Origin of the sequence: Roseisolibacter sp. H3M3-2, assembly GCF_029211165.1 — a bacterium.
In the GTDB taxonomy this organism is placed as follows: domain Bacteria; phylum Gemmatimonadota; class Gemmatimonadetes; order Gemmatimonadales; family Gemmatimonadaceae; genus Roseisolibacter.
The window spans coordinates 1-17,052 of sequence record NZ_JARGEK010000072.1 but is presented as its reverse complement, the minus strand read 5'-3'; the positions used below and the strand labels follow the sequence as shown (position 1 = coordinate 17,052).

The window sequence follows — 17,052 nt, the reverse complement described above, 5'->3', positions numbered from 1 at the left end:
GCTCGCGCGCGTCGTGCGCGTCTCGCGCCGCCGCCGGCCGCCGCCGCAGCCGCGCCACCAGCGCGCCGGCCAGCAGGCGCCGGCCGCGCGAGATGCGGCTCATCACGGTCCCGAGTGGGATGCCGAGGATGTCGGCGATCTCGTGGTACTTGAAGCCGACCAGGTCGTGCAGCTCGACCGGCGTCGCGAAGTCCTCGGGGACCTCGCGCAGCGCCGCGTGGATCGCCTCCGCGTCGAGCCTGCGCAGCACCTCCTCGAACAGCGCGTCGGCGTCGCCGCCGAGCAGCGACTCGTGCGCCGCCTCCAGCCGCGTGAACGAGACGAGGCGCTGGCGGCGCCCGGCCTTCTCGTGCGCGTCGCCCAGGACGCTCCGCAGGATCCGGTAGAGCCACGGGCGGGCGCTCGACGCCTCGCGCAGCTCGCCGATCCCCTGCCACGCGCGGACGCACGCCTCCTGCACGAGGTCCTCGGCGTCCTCGGGGGCGTGCGTGCGGCGCCGCGCGAACGCCAGCAGCTCCCCCAAATGCGGGAGGACGAGCGTCTCGAAGCGGGCGTGCAGCTCGGGCCGGGCGGGGGTCACGATGGCGGCGTGGGGAGGAGGGCGGTCCCCGGGCGGACGGCGCGACCCCCGAAGTTATTCCCGCCCCGGGTCGCCGGCGAGCCGCTCCAGCTCGCCGAAGAAGGCGGCGGCCCACGGCTCGTGCGGCTGCGGGATCTGGCGCGCCAGCTTCTCCAGCCCCGGGACGCCGTAGCGCCCCGGCGCGTCGCGCCCGCGCAGCCCCGCGAGGTCGGCCGCGACGTGCCGCGCCGTCGCCACCGGGTCGCGGGCCACCAGCGCGTCGCGCAGCCCCCACGCGCGCCAGACCGTCCCGTAGTCCTGCAGCGAGTTGTAGAAGTTCCAGGCGAGCGCCCACAGCACGAGGTCCACCACCGCGTCGGTCCACCCGTGCGCGGCCACGACGGCCGGCAGCGTCTCGCCGGTGAAGAACAGCTCGTGCTCCGCGTCCACGTGCTCGCCGTAGCGCCGCACCACGCGCAGCGCCGAGCCGTCGAGCACCCCGAGCGCGCGCACCGCGTGCGCCAGCGCCCCGGCCCCCGCGTCGCCGTCCGAGAAGACGTCGGTGAGCGCGCCGCCGGCGTCGGCCATCGCCTCCACCAGCCGCCGCAGCGCGGGCGCCGCCTCCGGGAAGCGCGCCGCGACCTCGCCGAAGAAGCGCGCCTCATCGGCCTCGCCGTCGGGCGCGGCGAACACCACGTGCACCTCCCCGTCGACGGCGCGCGTCGCCAGCCCGGCGCGCACCTCCGCCGCCACCGCGTCGATCGCGGCGGCGCACGCCCCGGCCGTCCACGCGGCCAGCGGCACGACCACGCGGCGACGCTGCTCCTGCATCGCCTCGACGGTGCGCCACGCCGCCTTTCGTGCGGTCGCCTCGGGATCGTCGGGCGCGCGCGGGCGCCAGCCGTCGCGCGCCGCGGCGACCGCGACGGCGTCGAGCGCGCGCGCCGCCGGCGTGCCGTCGAGGGTCGCCTCGCCCTTCGCGTACGTCACGCGCGCGCGGCGCCCCTCCAGCGGCGCGATCCGCTCCCAGCCGCGCGCCGTGCGCGCCGCCGCGCCGCCGCCCGCCGCCTCGTGCCGCTCCAGGTGGAGCAGCGGCGAGGTCGTGCCGTCGGTCCCCACGCACACGAGGAAGTTGTTGATCGACAGCCAGAGCGCGGCGCCGTCGGGCTGCCACCCGACCACGCGCACCCAGCCGCCGCGCTGCAGCCGGTCCAGGTTCTGCTCGACCACGCGCCACGCGCCGTCGTCGCCGGCCACCGCCGGCGGCCAGGCCGCGCGCGGCGGCGCGGTGATCGCGTCGCGCCCGCCGAGCGTCGCCGCGATCGTGTCCCACAGCGCGGCCCGCGTCGGGAACGCCGGGGGCCGCTGCGTCATCCGCAGCAGGTCGGTCTCGTTGGGCAGGTCCTCGGCGGGGAGCCACGCGACCACCGCGCGCCGCGCGAGGCGCAGCGGCAGCGCCTCCCACAGCTGCACCGCGACGCCGTAGCGCCGCACCGCCTGCTTCCGCGTGTCGAGCAGCCGCGCGAGCAGCCCGGGCGCCTCGTCGTGGACCGTCGGCGAGGCCGGGTCCACGCGCACCCACCAGCGCCCGTCCGGGCTCCCGGTCAGGAAGGGCGTCGAGGCGGCTCCCGGCGCGGCCTCCGACAGCTCGTGCGCCCCCGTCGCCGCGTCGATCAGCAGCAGCCCGCCGTGCAGCGTCGGGATCAGCAGCGCGCCGTCCGGCCGCTCCACGGGCGCGACCCAGCGCAGCGACGGCAGCCCGGCGTGCGTGGTGACGGACGCGGCGCGCAGGTCGACGACGTGCAGCCGGTCCGCGTCGCGCCGGACCCGCCCCTGCGCCTCGACGACGTACAGCCGCCGCCCGTCGCGGCTCGGCGCGACGGCCTCCGGGCGCCACCCCCACGACGCCATCCCCTCCAGCGTCACGACGTCGACCCGCCGCGTCGGCAGGTGCAGCAGGTGGATGCGCCCCTCGCGCGAGCCCACCCACGCGTGCTCCGCCCCGGCGATCCCCTGGCCCGCGTCGCCGCGTTCGCCGGTCAGCACCCACCAGTCCCCGTCGGGGAGCCCCGAGACGCGCACGTACTCGCCGAACCGCTCGATCGCGGGGGCCGTCAGTGGCACTCCAGCCACGCCTCGACCGTCGAGAAGTCGTGCGCCGCCAGCCGCGCGACGTCGATCCAGACGTAGATCGCGCCGACGTCGCCCCAGCACCACTGCACCGCGTAGTCGCTCGCCATCTGGAAGAGCAGCACGCGCGACCGCGGCGACGGCGCCGGGTCCGACTGCACGCCGTCGTGGGTGCCGCCCATGCGGTGCGGGCGCTCGTCCTTCAGCGCGCGCCAGTGCGACTCGGCGCGCGCGAGCAGGTCGGGCGGGATCAGGGCACGCTGCTCGGGCGAGGCGACGTACAGGTCGGCCGCCACCTCCCACCGCGCGGCGGCGTAGCCGCGCGCCGCCAGCTTCTGCAGCGTCACGCGCCCGCGCACGGGCGCCGAGCCGTTCGTCTCGCTCACGTGGCCGAGCGCCCAGTACTCGCCGGCGTCCGCCGCCAGCGCGTCGTGGATCGGACGGAACTCCTCCTCCGACATCGCCGAGTCGAGGTCGTGCGCGAGGATGCGCGTGCGCAGCGCGTCGAGCCGCCCGCGCGCCGACGCGCGCCACTCCGCGAACGCGTCACGCGACGCCTGCAGCCGCGCCAGCAGCGCCGTCCCCGCGATCGGCGCGTCGCCGTCGAGCAGCAGCGCGCGCGCGTCGGCCAGCTCCGCGAGGCGCCCGCGGTAGTGCTCCACGGCCCGCGCGAGCGGCGTCGCCTCCAGCTTCGCCCGAACCTCGGCCGAGGCGGCGTCGAGCGCGGCGATCGTCCCGGCGGCCCACCCCGGCGCCTCGACCCGGGTCACGTCGCGCTCGGGAGGCGCCGCCGGCGCGCGTCCGCCGAGCGCGCGGATCGCCGAATCCACCACGTACAGCGCGCCGCGCCAGGTGTACGGCCGTTCCTCCGAGTCCTGCGGGTGCATCCGCTCGGCCACCGGCGCGCCCGGGTAGAGCGTCGCCGCCAGGTTCTCGGGCCGCGCGTCGGGCGCGTCGGGGAGCGCGACCACGTCCACGGGCCAGCCGCGCCACGTCGGCGGGATCTCGTCGCCGCTCCGCAGGAAGCGGTAGTCGTACCCCTCGTATCCCTCGTCGCGCATGGACGGCGAGTCGTCGGGCGGGTGCCGCTCGGGGCCGAGCGTGGGGACGTGCAGCACGCGCACCGACTGCGCGCGCTCCGACAGGTCCTCGGCCTGCGCGTCGAGGAAGAGCAGCAGCCACCCCTCGCGCGGCCCCAGCCCGCCCCACAGCGCGGGGGGCAGGTCGGCGCACGCCACCTGCGCGACGAAGTGCAGCGGCGTCGCGTCGCGCGGCCACTCCACGTGCTCGGGCATCCGCGGCAGCCCGCCGAGCCACGAGCGCGGCGGCTCGCCGAAGCGCACCGGCATCTGCCGGCGCAGCACGGCCGACACCGTCTCCTCGACCGTGTGGGGGGCCTGGGGGCGGGAGGGGGCGCGCGCCGGCGCGGGCGGGGTGTCGCGCCCCGTCAGGGCGCCGAGCAGCGAATCGAGCCAGGAGGTCATGGAGGAGCAATACGGCGTGGACGGCGAGCCCGGCAAGTCGCCGGCGCGCCGCGCCGGGTTATCGTTCGGGGCAGCGTCCCCCTCCCCGCCACCACCGCGCCCGATGGCCCGTCTGCTCCGCCCCGTCGTGCTGCTCGCGCTCCTGGCCGCCCCGGCGTCCGCGCAGCAGCCCGCCGCGCCGCGCCCCGAGGACACCGAGGTCTGGCAGCCGGTCCCCCGCGTCGTCGATGCCGGCCCGGGCCCGAAGGCCCCCCTCCCCCGCCCCGCCGACGCGATCGCGCTGTTCGACGGCCGCTCGCTCGCCGAGTGGACGAACGCCGAGGGAGGCCCCGCCGGCTGGAAGGTCGTGGACGGCACGATGGTGGTGCACAAGCCGGCCGGCGACGTGAAGACGCGGCGGCGCTTTACCAACTACCAGCTCCACCTCGAGTACCGCGTCCCGCCGGGGATGAAGGAGACCGGACAGTCGCGCGGCAACAGCGGGCTGTTCCTCGCCGTGACGGGCGGTCCCGGCGGCGGCTACGAGCTGCAGATCCTCGACTCGTACCGGAACACGACCTACGTGAACGGGCAGGCGGGAAGCATCTACAAGCAGAACCCGCCGCTGGTGAACGCGTCGCGCGCCCCCGGCGAGTGGCAGACGTACGACGTGATCTGGACCGCGCCCACCTTCGGCCCCGACGGCGCCGTGAAGACGCCGGCGGTCGTGACCGCGCTGCACAACGGCGTCCTGGTGCAGGACCGCTACGCGCTGACGGGGGAGACGCTCTACACCGGCACGCCGAGGTACGTCGCGCACGGGGCGTCGCCGATCCTGCTGCAGGCGCACGGCGACCCGAGCCCGCCGCTGTCGTTCCGCAACATCTGGGTGCGCGAGCTCCCCTGAGGGCGCGCCGCCCCCGTTCGCCGAAACCCCGCCCCCTCGCTTTATCGTAGGGACGGCACCCGTACCGGAGTCCCGATGCCCGACCGCCGCTACACCGACGAAGAGGTCCGCCACATCCTGACCGCCGCCGCCGAGCAGGAGCGGACGGCCGCGCTCCCCGCCGAGCGCGGGTGGTCGCTGGCGGAGGTGCAGCAGATGGGCGCCGAGGCCGGGCTCCCCGCCGCCTCCGTGGCCGCGGCGGCGCTGACGCTGGAGCGCGCGCACGTCCCCGGCGAGTCGCGCCTGCTCGGGCTCCCCGTCGCGGTGTCGCGCGCCGTCCCCCTCGAGCGCTCGATGACCGAGGAGGACTGGGAGGCGCTGGTGGCGCGACTGCGCGAGACGTTCGCGGTCGAGGGGCGGGTGCGCGTCAGCGGCCCGCGCCGCGAGTGGCGCGTCGGCAACCTGCGCGTCACGCACGAGCCGGCGGGCGACGGCGCGGTGCTCGCGCTCCGCACCCGCAAGGGCGACGCGCGGCCGCTGTTCGCGATGGGCGCGCTGCTGCTGGTGATGTCGCTGGTCGTGCTGATCTCGCTCGCCGCCTCCGGCGGGCAGACGGTGCGCGCGCTCCCGCTGGCGCTGTTCGGCGCGATCCTGCTGGTCGGCGGCGCGCTCCGCCTCCCGGCGTGGGCCAGCGCGCGCGGCCGGCAGTTCGACGCGCTGGCCGACTACGCCCGCCGGCTCTCCGCGGGCTGACTCACGGCGGACCGGCGGCGGGCGGGCCGGCGAACGCGAGCCGCACCCGCCCCGCCGCCACGTCGCCGCGCTCGACGCGCAGCGGGACGCGCGCGCCGAGTGGCGGCGGCTCGGCGCGCGGGACGAGCGACACCTCGGCGCGCACCGGCGGGTCCTCCACCTGCACCTCGGCCTCGGCGCGCCGCACGTCCACGACCACCGCGGCCAGCGTGTCCCCCGCGCGCCCGCGCAGCGTCCACGCCTCCGCCACGTCCACCGCGCGGCGCGCCAGCGTCCCCTCGGCGCGCCCGGCGGCGTGCATCACCGGCGCCAGCGAGCGCAGCGTCGCCACCTCGGCGGGCGACGGGCGCGCGCCCTCGGCGAGCGTGAGCAGCAGGTCGAGCACGTAGCGGTCGGCCAGCCGGCGCAGCGGCGCGGTGACGTGCGCGTAGGCGAAGGCGAGCGCCCCGTGCAGCGGCTGCTCGGGCGGCGCGCCGTCGAACGCCACGTAGTCGGCGCCGCGCATCGTGCGCTGCGCCTGCCGCACCAGCACGTCGAGCCGCGGGTGGTCGCGCGGCACGCGGCGCAGGAAGTCGGGGTAGTCCGTGCCCTCCGGCCAGTCGAAGCCGAGCGTCAGCGCGACGCGCCGCAGCTTGGCGACGTCGCGCGGGTCGAAGCGCGGCATCGTGCGCAGCACCCCGACCCTCGCGTCGAGCATCCGCAGCGCCGCCAGGTGGCCGGTGAGCAGCGACACCTGCGCGTTCCACTCCTCGGCGTCGGTGGGGGCCTCGAACTCGAGCGCGTAGCCCAGCGCCGCCGCGGCGCGGCGCTGCACCTGCTGCTCGCGCGCCGGGAGCGACACGCCGCCGCGCTCGGCCTCGCGCGCCAGCCGCAGCGGCCCGATCTCCGCCAGCGCGCCGAGCGTCGGGATGCGCGGGTCGCCGGCCTGCAGCTCGGCGTAGGTGAGCTGCGCGCGGCTCCGCACCAGCGCGCGCCCCACCGACCACGCCGTCGGCTCGGCGCGCGCGTCGAGGCGCACGTCGAACAGCACCGCCGGGCGCGGGGCGTCGGGGAGGAGGCTGGCCGCGCCCTCCGAGAGCGCCGGCGGGTACAGCGTCTCGCGCCGGTCGGGGGCGTAGAAGGTGACGCCGCGCAGCCACGCCTCGCGCTCGACCGCGCCGCCGCGGTCGACCCAGAAGCCGACGTCGGCGATCGCGTAGCGCAGGCGCCACCCGTCGCCGTCGCGCTCCGCGTGCACCGCCTGGTCGAGGTCGCGGCTCCCCGGCGGGTCGACTGTCACGAACGGGACGTCGGTCGCGTCCGCGCGGCCGGCGCCGGCCGCGGGGACGCGCGCCGCGGTGCGCTCCGCCTCCTCCAGCACGTCGGGCGGGAACGCGTCGCGGATCGCCAGCTCGTCGCGCAGCCGCGCGAAGGCCGCGTCGAGCGTCGCATCCGCCGCCTGGCCGGGCGCCGTCACCGCGCCACGCAGGCGGCGCCCGCCCACATCGCGACGATCGGCGCGTCGGCGGCCGGGGAGTCGAACACCCCCTGCAGCCCGCCCGCCTCGAACTCGACGCCGAGCGTGGTGCTGTCGACCGTCGCGGCGTAGACCGACTCGAGCGCGGCGCGCGTGGAGCCGACGCCGATGCCGGCCATCGTGCGCGGCATCGTCCCGGGGGCCGGCGCGACCTCGAGCGGCGCGGCCGTGCTCCAGCCGACGAACTTCCCGCCCTGCACCAGCAGCTGCAGCCCGCCGGCGAAGGTGACGACGTCGAGGCGCCCGGCGCCGCAGTCCTGGTTCTCCTCGCGCCGCAGCGGCGCCCCGACGGCGGCCGTCACGTCGTCGACCGCCTGCGCCGCCGGCGCGCCGAAGGCCAGCGGGCGGGCGGCGCCGGCGGTGTCGATCAGGCGCACCCCCTCGGCGTCGACGGCGACGCGCGCGCGCGGCGGCTGGGCCGGAGCGGAGGTCGGCGGCGGCGCTTCGGCGCGCGGTGGTTCCGCGCACGCCGCGAGCAGGAGGGCCATCAGCATGGGTCGGGGCATGCCGCGAAATGGGGGCGCGCGCGCATCCTCGTGCAAGTACATGACCTTCTCCTCGCCCCCCCCTCTCGCGCCGCGGGTTACACTCAGGGGCCCCCTCCCGGGCCGTCCCCGTCCCAACCCTTCCGTCCGATGAAGTCACTCGCCGTCACCGCCGCGCTTCTCGCGTCGGCGACCGTCGCCCGCGCCCAGACGCCGTCCACCTCGCCCGAGGGGGCGAGCTGGATGCGCTACCCCGCCATCTCCCCCGACGGGCGCACCCTCGTCTTCACCTACAAGGGGGACCTGTACACCGTCCCCCGCGCCGGAGGCGCCGCGGTGCCGCTCACGTCGCACGCGGCCAACGACGTGTCGCCGGTGTGGAGCCCCGACGGGCGCCGCATCGCCTTCGCGTCCGACCGCAACGGCAACTACGACGTCTACGTCGTCGGCGTCGGCGGGGGGGAGCCCACGCGGCTGACCTTCCACTCGGCGCCCGAGATGCCGTCGGCGTTCACCACCGACGGGGCGCGCGTGCTGTTCACCGCGGCGCGGCAGGACGCGGCGGCCAACCGCCTCTACCCGACCGCGGCGCTCCCCGAGCTGTACGCGGTGCCGGCGGCCGGCGGGCGCCCGATCCAGCTGCTCACCACCCCCGCCGAGAACGCGCGCCCGAGCGCCGACGGCCGCCTGGTCATCTACGAGGACCGGAAGGGGGGCGAGAACGCCTGGCGCAAGCACCACACGTCGGCGGTCGCACGCGACCTGTGGGTCATGGACACGGGGAGCGGCGAGCACCGGCAGGTGACGACGTTCGCCGGCGAGGACCGGAACCCGGTCTTCGCGCGCGACGGGAAGTCGTTCTACTACCTGAGCGAGGCCGGCGGCACGTTCAACGTGTTCCAGCAGGAGCTCGCCGGCGGCGCGGCGCGCCAGCTCACGCGCTTCGCCGGCGTGCCGGTGCGCTTCCTGTCGATGGCCGACGACGGCACCCTCGCCTTCGGGTGGGACGGGCAGGTGTACACGATGGCGCCCGGCGGCCAGCCCGCGCGCGTGCCCATCACCGTCACCGCCGACGACAAGTCCAACCGCCAGCGCATCCTCTCGGTGTCGCAGGGGGCGCAGGGGCTGGTCGTGTCGCCGAACGGCAAGGAGGTCGCGTTCCTCTACCGCGGCGACGTGTTCGTGAACGCGGTCGAGGGGGGCGGCACCAAGCGCGTGACGCACACCCCCGAGGCCGAGACGGGGCTCGAGTTCTCTCCCGACGGGAAGGCGCTCGTGTACGCGTCGGAGCGCGGCGGCAAGTGGGCGATCTACGAGGCGCGGCGCGCGCGCGAGGCGGAGCCGTACTTCTACGCGTCGACGGTGATCCGCGAGGCGCCGCTGGTCTCCAACGACCGGCAGAACACGCACCCCAGCTTCTCCCCGGACGGGAAGACGCTCGCCTACCTCGAGGACCGCAACACGCTCAAGGTGCTCGACCTGGCGTCGAAGCAGGCGCGCGCGCTGCTCGGCGAGAAGGAGCTGTTCGGCAACGACCACTGGTTCCAGTGGAGCCCCGACGGCCGCTGGATCGCCTTCGACCTCGACGTCCCCGGGATCGCGCCGGGCGAGGTCGGGCTGGTGCGCGCGGACGGCAGCGGGTCGGTCGTCAACCTGACGCAGAGCGGCTTCCACGACGCCCGCCCGCGCTGGATCCTCGGCGGGAAGGCGATGATGTGGTTCAGCAACCGCGACGGCCTCAAGTCGGTGGCGCAGAGCGGGAGCTCGCAGTCGGACGCCTACGCGATGTTCTTCGACCGCGAGGCGTGGGAGCGCTTCCGCGCGTCGAAGGACGAGTTCGCGCTCATCAAGGAGGCCGACGAGCGCGCGGCGAAGCTCCGCGCCGACTCGACGAAGAAGGACAGCGCGGCGGCGGCGAACACGCGCACGCCGGCGCGCCCGCTCCAGCTCGACCTGGCCGACGTCGACGCCCGCCGCGCCCGCCTCACCGTCGCCTCGGCGGCGATGGGCGACGCGCTGGTGAGCAAGGACGGCGAGACGCTGTACTACCTGGCGCGCTTCGAGCGCGGGCTGAACCTCTGGTCGACCAACCTGCGCACGCGGGAGACCAAGATGCTCCTCCCGCTCAATGCGAACTCGGGGAACCTCGCCTGGGACAAGGAGCAGAAGTACCTGTTCCTGCTGGCCGACAGCACCGTCTCGCGCGTCGACCCGGCGGCGGCGACCCCCCGGCGCGACGTGGTGGCGATCAGCGGCGAGGAGTCGCTCGACGTGGACGCCGAGCGGGCGGCGATGTTCGACCACGTCTGGCGGCGGACGCGCGACACGTTCTACACGCGCAACTTCCACGGCGTGGACTGGAACGCGCAGCGCGCGGTCTACGCCAAGTACCTCCCGCACGTCGGCACCAACGCCGCGTTCGTCGAGCTGCTGGCCGAGCTGCTGGGGGAGCTGAACGTCAGCCACAGCGGCGCCAGCTACGCCTTCTCGACCCCGACCGACGACGCCACCGCCTCGCTGGGCGTGCTGTTCGACCCGACGTACGAGGGCGTGGGCGCGAAGATCGTCGAGGTGCTGCGCGCCGGCCCGCTCGACCGCTCGGACGCGAAGGTGCGCGCCGGCATGATCGTGCGCGCGGTCGACGGCGTCGAGGTCGCGCCCAACCGCGACATCGCCGAGCTGCTCAACCGGAAGGCGGGGAAGAACGTCCTGCTGACGCTCGCCGACGGCGCGCAGACGTCCGAGGTCGTCGTGAAGCCCGTGTCGCCCGGCGAGGAGGGGCGGCTGCTCTACGCCCGCTGGGTGCGGCGCAACGCCGACGAGGTGGACAAGGCGAGCGGCGGCACGCTCGGCTACGTCCACATCCCCGGCATGAACGACGGCGCGTACCGCACGACGTTCGAGGAGGTGATGGGGAAGTACGCCACGCGGCAGGGCGTCGTGGTCGACACGCGCAACAACGGCGGCGGCGACCTGGTGGCCGACCTGGCGATGTTCCTCAGCGGCCAGCGGTTCTTCGACTACACCACCGACACGCGCAGCGCCGGCTACGAGCCGAACTTCCGCTGGACGCGCCCGACGGTCGCGCTGGCGAACGAGGCGAACTACAGCGACGGCCACTGCTTCGCCTACGCCTACAAGCAGCAGAAGCTCGGCCCCCTCGTCGGCATGCCGGTCCCCGGCACCTGCACCTTCGCCGGCTGGGAGTCGCTCCCCGACGGGATCCGCTGGGGCGTCCCCGGCCTCGGCGTGAAGGACGCGACGACGGGCCAGTACCTCGAGAACCTGCAGACCGAGCCCGACGTGAAGGTGCGCAACGACGTGCGCGCCGTCGCGACCGGGAAGGACCAGCAGCTCGAGGCGGCGATCGCGGCCCTCCGGCAGCTCACCCAGCCGAAGCCCACGGCGGTCGTGCCCTGACGACCTACGACCTGCGACCTACGACCTGCGACCGGGTGCTCTCGCAGGTCGCAGGTCGTAGGTCGCAGGAGCAGTTACCGCCCCGGCCGGTCCGTCATGTCCCGCCCCGGCTGCGACGCGGGGTTGCCGTCGACGCGGTCCTTGAGGTCGTCGACCTTGTCGCCCACCCGGTCGGCCAGCCCGCCGGCCGCCGCGGCCGCCGTCCCCATCGCGCCGCGCGCGGTGGCGCCCGCGCCGCCCATGCGGCCGCGGTCGTAGGCGGTGCGGGCGTACGGGCGCACCGTGTCCCAGTCGCCGTGCTTGGCGCTCACGTCCGACGTCCAGCCGCGGCGCAGGTCGCTCTCGACGTCGTCGAAGCTGCGGTTGGCGTAGTCCGGGTTGCGCCCCGCGAGGTGCCCGAGCTGGTAGGCCGGGCGGACGTCGTCGTAGCTGCGCGTCGTGCGCATGTCGGCCGGCGTGGTCGTCCCGGCGGTGCCGTAGTGCGTGCGGTAGTGCGTGTCGTCGTCGCTCGTGAAGCCGTGCGCGGCCTCCGAGACGGCGCGCCCCGACCACCAGCCGCCGACCGCGCCGGCCAGCGCGCCGACGACCATCCCGACCGGGCCGCCGAGCGCGCCGATCGCGGCGCCGGCCGCGATCCCCGAGGCGCCGCCCACGCCCTCGCCGATCAGGTTGCCGACGACGTTGCCGTCGTCCTTCGTGGGGTTGAGGTTGCTCTTGGTGTGATCGTGCGGGTGGTCGGCCATCGTCGTCTCCGGTGTGGGTCGTGTGTGGACTTCCCCTCCAGCCCCGCCCGCATTCGCAAGCTCTGCTCCCGAATTCCGCCCCGTGCCTCAGTTCGCCTTCCGCAGCAGCCACCCCGACGGCTCGGCCCGCCTCGGCTGGTTCACCACCCCGCACGGCACCGTCGAGACGCCCGCGTTCATGCCGGTGGGGACGCACGGCGCGGTCCGCGGGCTGACCATGGAGGAGGTGCACGCCGTCGGCGGCCGCATGGTGCTGGCCAACGCCTACCACCTCTACCTCCGCCCCGGCGACGCGCACGTGCGCGCCCTCGGCGGGCTGCACGCCTTCACGCGCTGGGACGGCCCGATGCTCACCGACTCGGGCGGCTTCCAGGTCTTCTCGCTCGCCAAGCTGCGCACGGTCGACGAGGACGGCGTGACCTTCCGCAGCCACCTCGACGGCGCGCTGCATCGCTACACCCCCGAGGGCGTCATGCGCATCGAGCGCAACCTCGGCGCCGACGTCATCATGCAGCTCGACGAGCTGATCGCCGGCGGCGCCGACGCGCCCACCGCGCGCGCCGCGATGGAGCGCTCGCTGCGCTGGCTCGAGCGGTGCCGCGTCGAGTTCGAGCGGCTGCGCGTCGAGGACCCGGACGCGCCCACGCCCGCGCAGGCGCTCTTCCCGATCGTGCAGGGCGGCACGCACGCCGCGCTGCGCCGCGCCTCGGCGCGCGCCATCCTCGGCGCCGGCGACTGGGTGGGCGTCGCGGTGGGCGGGCTGTCGGTGGGCGAGCCCAAGCCCGACATGCACGCGACGCTGGAGGCGTGCGACGCCGAGCTGCCGCGCGACCGCCCGCGCTACCTCATGGGCGTCGGCTTCCCCGACGACCTGGTCGAGGGGGTGCGGCGCGGCGTCGACCTGTTCGACTGCGTGGCGCCGACGCGCATGGGGCGCGACGGCACCGCGTTCACGCCCGACGGGAAGGTGCAGATCCGCCGCAGCTCGTTCCGCGCCGACCGCCGCCCGCTGGTGGAGGGGTGTCCGTGTCCGTGCTGCACGCGCTACGACCGCGCGTACATGCGGCACCTGTTCGCGGCCGGCGAGGCGCTCGGGCAGCGGCTGCTGGCGCTGCACAACCTCGCCTTCCTGCACGGCATCATGCGCGACGCGCGCGGGGCGCTGGCGGACGGCCGCTTCGCGGGGTGGAGCGCGGCGTGGCTCGCGCGCTGGCGCGCCGACGCCTGGGGCGCCGCCGACCCCGCCGCCTGATGCCGGCGCCGATCGTCGCCACCGCGGGGTGGTCGCTGCCGCGCGCCGAGCAGCACCGGTTCCCCGGCGCGGGGACGCACCTGGAGCGCTACGCGCGCGTGCTGCGCGGCGCCGAGATCAACGCCAGCTTCTACCGCCCGATCCGCCCGGCCCTCTACGCGAAGTGGGCGGCCGGCGTGCCGGCGCGCTTCCGCTTCTCGGTCAAGCTGCCGCGCACGGTCACGCACGAGCGCCGGCTGCGCGACTGCGCGGAGCCGCTCGACGCCTTCCTCGGCGAGGTCGCGGCGCTCGGGCCCAAGCTCGGCTGCCTGCTGGTGCAGCTGCCGCCGAGCCTCAGGTGGGACGCCGCGGTGGCCGACGACTTCCTGGCGCTGCTGCGCGCGCGCCACGCGGGCCCGGTCGCGCTGGAGCCGCGCCACCCGACCTGGTTCGCCGACGCGCCGGAGGCGCAGCTGGTCCGCCACGACGTCGCGCGCGTCGCCGCCGACCCGGCGCGCGTGCCGGCGGCGGCGCTCCCCGGCGGCGCGCGGTCGCTCGAGTACCACCGCCTCCACGGCTCGCCGCGCATCTACTACACGCCCTACGACGACGCCTACCTCGACGCGCTGGCGCCGCGGCTGCGCGCCGCCGGGCGCCGGGGCGCGACCGTCTGGTGCGTGTTCGACAACACGGCGTCGGGCGCCGCGCTCCCCAACGCGCTCGGCGTGCACGCGCGGCTGCAGCCGGCGCCGCGGGGCGACGCGTGAGCTACCGCGGCCGCATCGCCCCCACGCCCACCGGCGACATGCACGCCGGCCACGCGCGCACCTTCGTCGCCGCGTGGCGCCGCGCCCGCGACGCGGGCGGCGCCGTCGTGCTGCGCATCGAGGACCTCGACCCGCTGCGCTGCCGCCCCGAGTGGACCGCGCACGCGATCGAGGACCTGGCGTGGCTCGGCGTCACGTGGGACGAGGGCCCGGTGTACCAGTCCGCGCGCCGCGCGGTGTACGCGGACGTCTGGCGCCGCCTGCGCGACGCGGGCGCCGTCTATCCCAGCACGGTGTCGCGGAAGGAGGTGCGCGACGCCGCGCACGCGCCGCACGAGGACGAGGAGGACGCCGAGCCGCTCTTCCCGCCCGCGCTGCGCCCGCCCGCCGACGCCGGGCGCGACGCCGCGTCGCCGGCCGGCGTCGTGTGGCGCTTCCGCGTCCCCGACGGCGAGACGATCCGATTCGACGACGCGGTCCGCGGGCCGCAGGCGTTCACCGCCGGCGTCGACTTCGGCGACTTCGTGGTGTGGCGCAAGGACGACGTCCCCGCCTACGAGCTGGCCGTCGTCGCCGACGACGTCGCGATGGGGATCACCGAGGTCGTGCGCGGCGAGGACCTGCTGCGCTCGACCGCGCGCCAGCTGCTGGTCTACCGCGCGCTCGGCGCCGCGCCGCCGGCGTGGTGCCACCTGCCGCTGGTGCGCGACGCGGCGGGGAAGCGGCTCGCCAAGCGCCACCAGGCGCTGTCGGTGCGCGAGCTGCGGGCCCGCGGCCACACCCCGGCCGAGGTCCTCGCGCTGGCGGGCGCGGGCCCGTGAGCCCCGCCGATTTTCCTGGCGCCCGGTGCGCCCCCGGCGTACGTTCGCGCCATCGTCCCTCCGGCCGTCCGCCCTCCCCATCCCCCAGCGAGCCCCGCATGCGCCTCCGCACCGTCGCCGCCCGCGCCGCCGTCCTGACCGCCCTCGCCGCCGCCGCGGCCGCGCCGGCCGCCGCGCAGGACCGCTTCATCGGGCAGTCGTTCGTGGCGCCCGCCGGGCCGAGCACGCTGCTGCAGACGCTGACCGTGGGGGCGGGCGGGCTGCAGTACCAGAACGCGTCCGCCCCCATGTTCGCGCAGATCTACGCGTTCAACGGGAGTGCGCTGGTCGGCGCCAGCCTGTTCTCGCAGTCGCTGGGGACGTCGTTCAGCGGGTTCACGCTCTCGCCGTCGCTGCAGCTGGCCGCCGGCGCGCAGTACGCCGTGGTCGTGGGCATCATGCTGACCAACCAGTCGATCTTCACGATCGGCGCCGACGTCGTGCCGGGCGGCCTGGTCGCCTGCACGGGCGTGGGCGTCGCCTGCGAGACGCTGGCGGGCGACGTGGTCGGCTTCTCCACGCAGTACGCCCCCGCCACGACCGTGCCGGAGCCGCAGACCTGGGCCCTGCTCGGCACCGGGCTGCTGGCGGTCGGCGGCGTCGCACGGCGCCGGTCGGCGCGCGTCGACGCCACCTGACCCCGGCCCCGCGTCGCGTCCGTCGATGTCGTCGCCGGGGGATCCCACCCGGGCGCCCGCCGGCGCCGACGGGGGCGAGGTGACGCGCCTCCTCCGCTCGGCGGCGGCCGGCGACCGCGCGGCGCTCGACCGCGTGCTCCCGCTGCTGTACGACGACCTGCGGCGGCTCGCGCGGCGCCAGCTCGGGCGCGAGCGCGGCGAGGCCCCGGTCCACCCGACGACGCTCGTCCACGAGGCGTACCTGAAGCTCGCGGGGAGCGCGCCGCGCGCCGCCGACCGCGCGCACCTGCTGGCGATCGCCGCGCACGCCATGCGGCAGGTGCTCGTCGACCACGCGCGCGAGCGGCGCGCCGCCAAGCGCGGCCCGGCGTGGGTGCGCACGACGCTGAACAGCGGCGCCTGGACGACGGAGCTCGACCCGGTCACGCTGCTGGCGCTCGACGACGCGCTCGAGCGCCTCGACCCGCGGCAGCGGCAGGTCGTCGAGTGCCGCTTCTTCGGCGGGCTGGACGACGCGGAGATCGCCGAGGCGCTGGGCGTCACCACGCGCACCGTGCGCCGCGACTGGGTGAAGGCGCGCGCGTGGCTCAACCGCTGGATGGCGGAGGACGGCGCGGCGGCGCCGCCGCCCGCGGAGGAGCCGGCGTGACCGCGCCCCGCCCGTCGGTCGCCGCGATCGAGGAGGTCTTCGAGGAGGCGCTCGACGTCCCGCCCGCGCGGCGCGCGGCGTGGCTCGCCGACCGCTGCGGCGACGACGCGGAGCTGCGCCGCGAGGTCGGGCTGCTGCTGGCCGCGCACGACCAGGAGGACGGGGTGCTCGACGGCGAGGCCGGGCTGCGCGCCGCGGCCGCGCTCCCCGACCCGGAGCGCGGGCGGCGCATCGGCCCGTACCGCGTGCTGCGCGAGCTGGGGCGCGGCGGGATGGGCGTCGTGCACCTGGCCGAGCGCGACGACGGGCAGTACCGGCGCCGCGTCGCCGTGAAGGTGCTGCGCGCCAGCCCGCACGCCGACGACCTGCACCGCCGCTTCGTCGCCGAGCGGCAGATCCTCGCGTCGCTGTCGCACCCCAACGTCGCGCAGCTCCTCGACGGGGGCGTGGTGGACGACCTGCCGTACCTCGTCATCGAGTACGTCGACGGGGTGCCGATCACCGAGTACTGCGACCGCCACCGCCTCGGCGTGGACGCGCGCCTGCGCCTGTTCGCCGACGTGTGCGCGGCCGTGCACCACGCGCACCAGAACCTGGTGCTGCACCGCGACCTGAAGCCGAGCAACGTGCTGGTCACCGCCGCCGGCCAGGTGAAGCTGCTCGACTTCGGGATCGCCAAGCTGCTGAACCCGACGCTCGGCGCGCTGCAGCAGCCGGTCACGCGCACCGCGTACCGGCTCATGACGCCCGAGTACGCGAGCCCCGAGCAGGTGCGCGGCGACACGCTCACCACCGCCAGCGACGTCTACGGGCTCGGGCTGCTGCTGTACGAGCTGCTGGTCGGCCGCCCCGCGCACCGCGTCGCCGGCGACTCGCCGCGCGCCGTGCTGGAGGCGGTGTGCGAGCGCGAGCCCGAGCGCCCCAGCGGCGCCGCGCGCCGCGACGCGCTGAA

The 17,052-nt window shown here is 76.5% G+C and carries 15 protein-coding genes; 9 read left to right on the top strand and 6 right to left on the bottom strand.

The annotated features are described in order from the left end of the window. The 3 genes from PYV61_RS08465 to PYV61_RS08455 all read right to left on the bottom strand — a co-directional run. Positions 1-580: RNA polymerase sigma factor (locus tag PYV61_RS08465; RefSeq protein WP_275830327.1), on the bottom strand; the 580-nt coding region annotated here is incomplete at its 3' end. Positions 581-634: 54 nt separating this feature from the next. After that, entirely contained in the window at positions 635-2,692 is a 2,058-nt protein-coding gene (locus PYV61_RS08460) for a hypothetical protein (RefSeq protein ID WP_275830325.1), read from the bottom strand. Beyond that, complete coding sequence (locus tag PYV61_RS08455) at positions 2,674-4,173, bottom strand: DUF1963 domain-containing protein (protein ID WP_275830323.1); 1,500 nt, start codon at positions 4,171-4,173, stop codon at positions 2,674-2,676. The genes PYV61_RS08460 and PYV61_RS08455 overlap by 19 nt, the downstream gene beginning before the upstream one ends. A 103-nt stretch (positions 4,174-4,276) precedes the next feature. Between PYV61_RS08455 and PYV61_RS08450 the strand changes: the two genes are divergently transcribed. Next, complete coding sequence (locus tag PYV61_RS08450) at positions 4,277-5,059, top strand: DUF1080 domain-containing protein (RefSeq protein ID WP_275830321.1); 783 nt, start codon at positions 4,277-4,279, stop codon at positions 5,057-5,059. A gap of 75 nt (positions 5,060-5,134) precedes the next feature. After that, complete coding sequence (locus PYV61_RS08445) at positions 5,135-5,791, top strand: hypothetical protein (protein ID WP_275830319.1); 657 nt, start codon at positions 5,135-5,137, stop codon at positions 5,789-5,791. Between the two features lies 1 nt (position 5,792). On the opposite strand, the gene PYV61_RS08440 is transcribed toward PYV61_RS08445, so the two are convergent. Then, positions 5,793-7,247: an RNB domain-containing ribonuclease gene (locus tag PYV61_RS08440; protein ID WP_275830317.1), complete on the bottom strand. Its 1,455-nt coding sequence runs from the start codon at positions 7,245-7,247 to the stop codon at positions 5,793-5,795. Further along, on the bottom strand, positions 7,244-7,813 hold the full coding sequence (locus PYV61_RS08435) for a hypothetical protein (protein WP_275830315.1): 570 nt from the start codon (positions 7,811-7,813) through the stop codon (positions 7,244-7,246). Before PYV61_RS08435 ends, PYV61_RS08440 begins: the two co-directional genes overlap by 4 nt. Before the next feature lie 129 nt (positions 7,814-7,942). On the opposite strand from PYV61_RS08435, the gene PYV61_RS08430 reads away from it, so the two are divergent. Further along, positions 7,943-11,212, top strand: coding sequence for a S41 family peptidase (locus tag PYV61_RS08430; RefSeq protein WP_275830313.1), 3,270 nt, complete (start codon positions 7,943-7,945; stop codon positions 11,210-11,212). A 74-nt stretch (positions 11,213-11,286) separates the two neighbouring features. On the opposite strand, the gene PYV61_RS08425 is transcribed toward PYV61_RS08430, so the two are convergent. Continuing rightward, positions 11,287-11,955 carry a hypothetical protein gene (locus tag PYV61_RS08425; protein ID WP_275830311.1) on the bottom strand — a complete coding sequence of 223 codons (669 nt, stop codon included), beginning with the start codon at positions 11,953-11,955 and terminating at the stop codon, positions 11,287-11,289. 82 nt (positions 11,956-12,037) lie between these two features. On the opposite strand from PYV61_RS08425, the gene tgt reads away from it, so the two are divergent. The 6 genes from tgt to PYV61_RS08395 form a co-directional block, all read left to right on the top strand. Continuing rightward, positions 12,038-13,207: a tRNA guanosine(34) transglycosylase Tgt gene (tgt, locus tag PYV61_RS08420; protein ID WP_275830309.1), complete on the top strand. Its 1,170-nt coding sequence runs from the start codon at positions 12,038-12,040 to the stop codon at positions 13,205-13,207. Then, on the top strand, positions 13,207-13,953 hold the full coding sequence (locus PYV61_RS08415; protein WP_275830307.1) for a DUF72 domain-containing protein: 747 nt from the start codon (positions 13,207-13,209) through the stop codon (positions 13,951-13,953). Before tgt ends, PYV61_RS08415 begins: the two co-directional genes overlap by 1 nt. Further along, the gene (gluQRS, locus tag PYV61_RS08410; RefSeq protein WP_275830305.1) at positions 13,950-14,774 is read left to right on the top strand and encodes a tRNA glutamyl-Q(34) synthetase GluQRS; all 825 of its coding nucleotides are present in this window, start codon (positions 13,950-13,952) and stop codon (positions 14,772-14,774) included. Before PYV61_RS08415 ends, gluQRS begins: the two co-directional genes overlap by 4 nt. A 98-nt stretch (positions 14,775-14,872) precedes the next feature. Continuing rightward, positions 14,873-15,451, top strand: coding sequence for a PEP-CTERM sorting domain-containing protein (locus tag PYV61_RS08405; protein ID WP_275830303.1), 579 nt, complete (start codon positions 14,873-14,875; stop codon positions 15,449-15,451). A gap of 25 nt (positions 15,452-15,476) precedes the next feature. Continuing rightward, on the top strand, positions 15,477-16,100 hold the full coding sequence (locus PYV61_RS08400) for an ECF-type sigma factor (RefSeq protein WP_275830301.1): 624 nt from the start codon (positions 15,477-15,479) through the stop codon (positions 16,098-16,100). Continuing rightward, positions 16,097-17,052: serine/threonine-protein kinase (locus PYV61_RS08395; RefSeq protein WP_275830298.1), on the top strand; the 956-nt coding region annotated here is incomplete at its 3' end. The genes PYV61_RS08400 and PYV61_RS08395, both read left to right, overlap by 4 nt.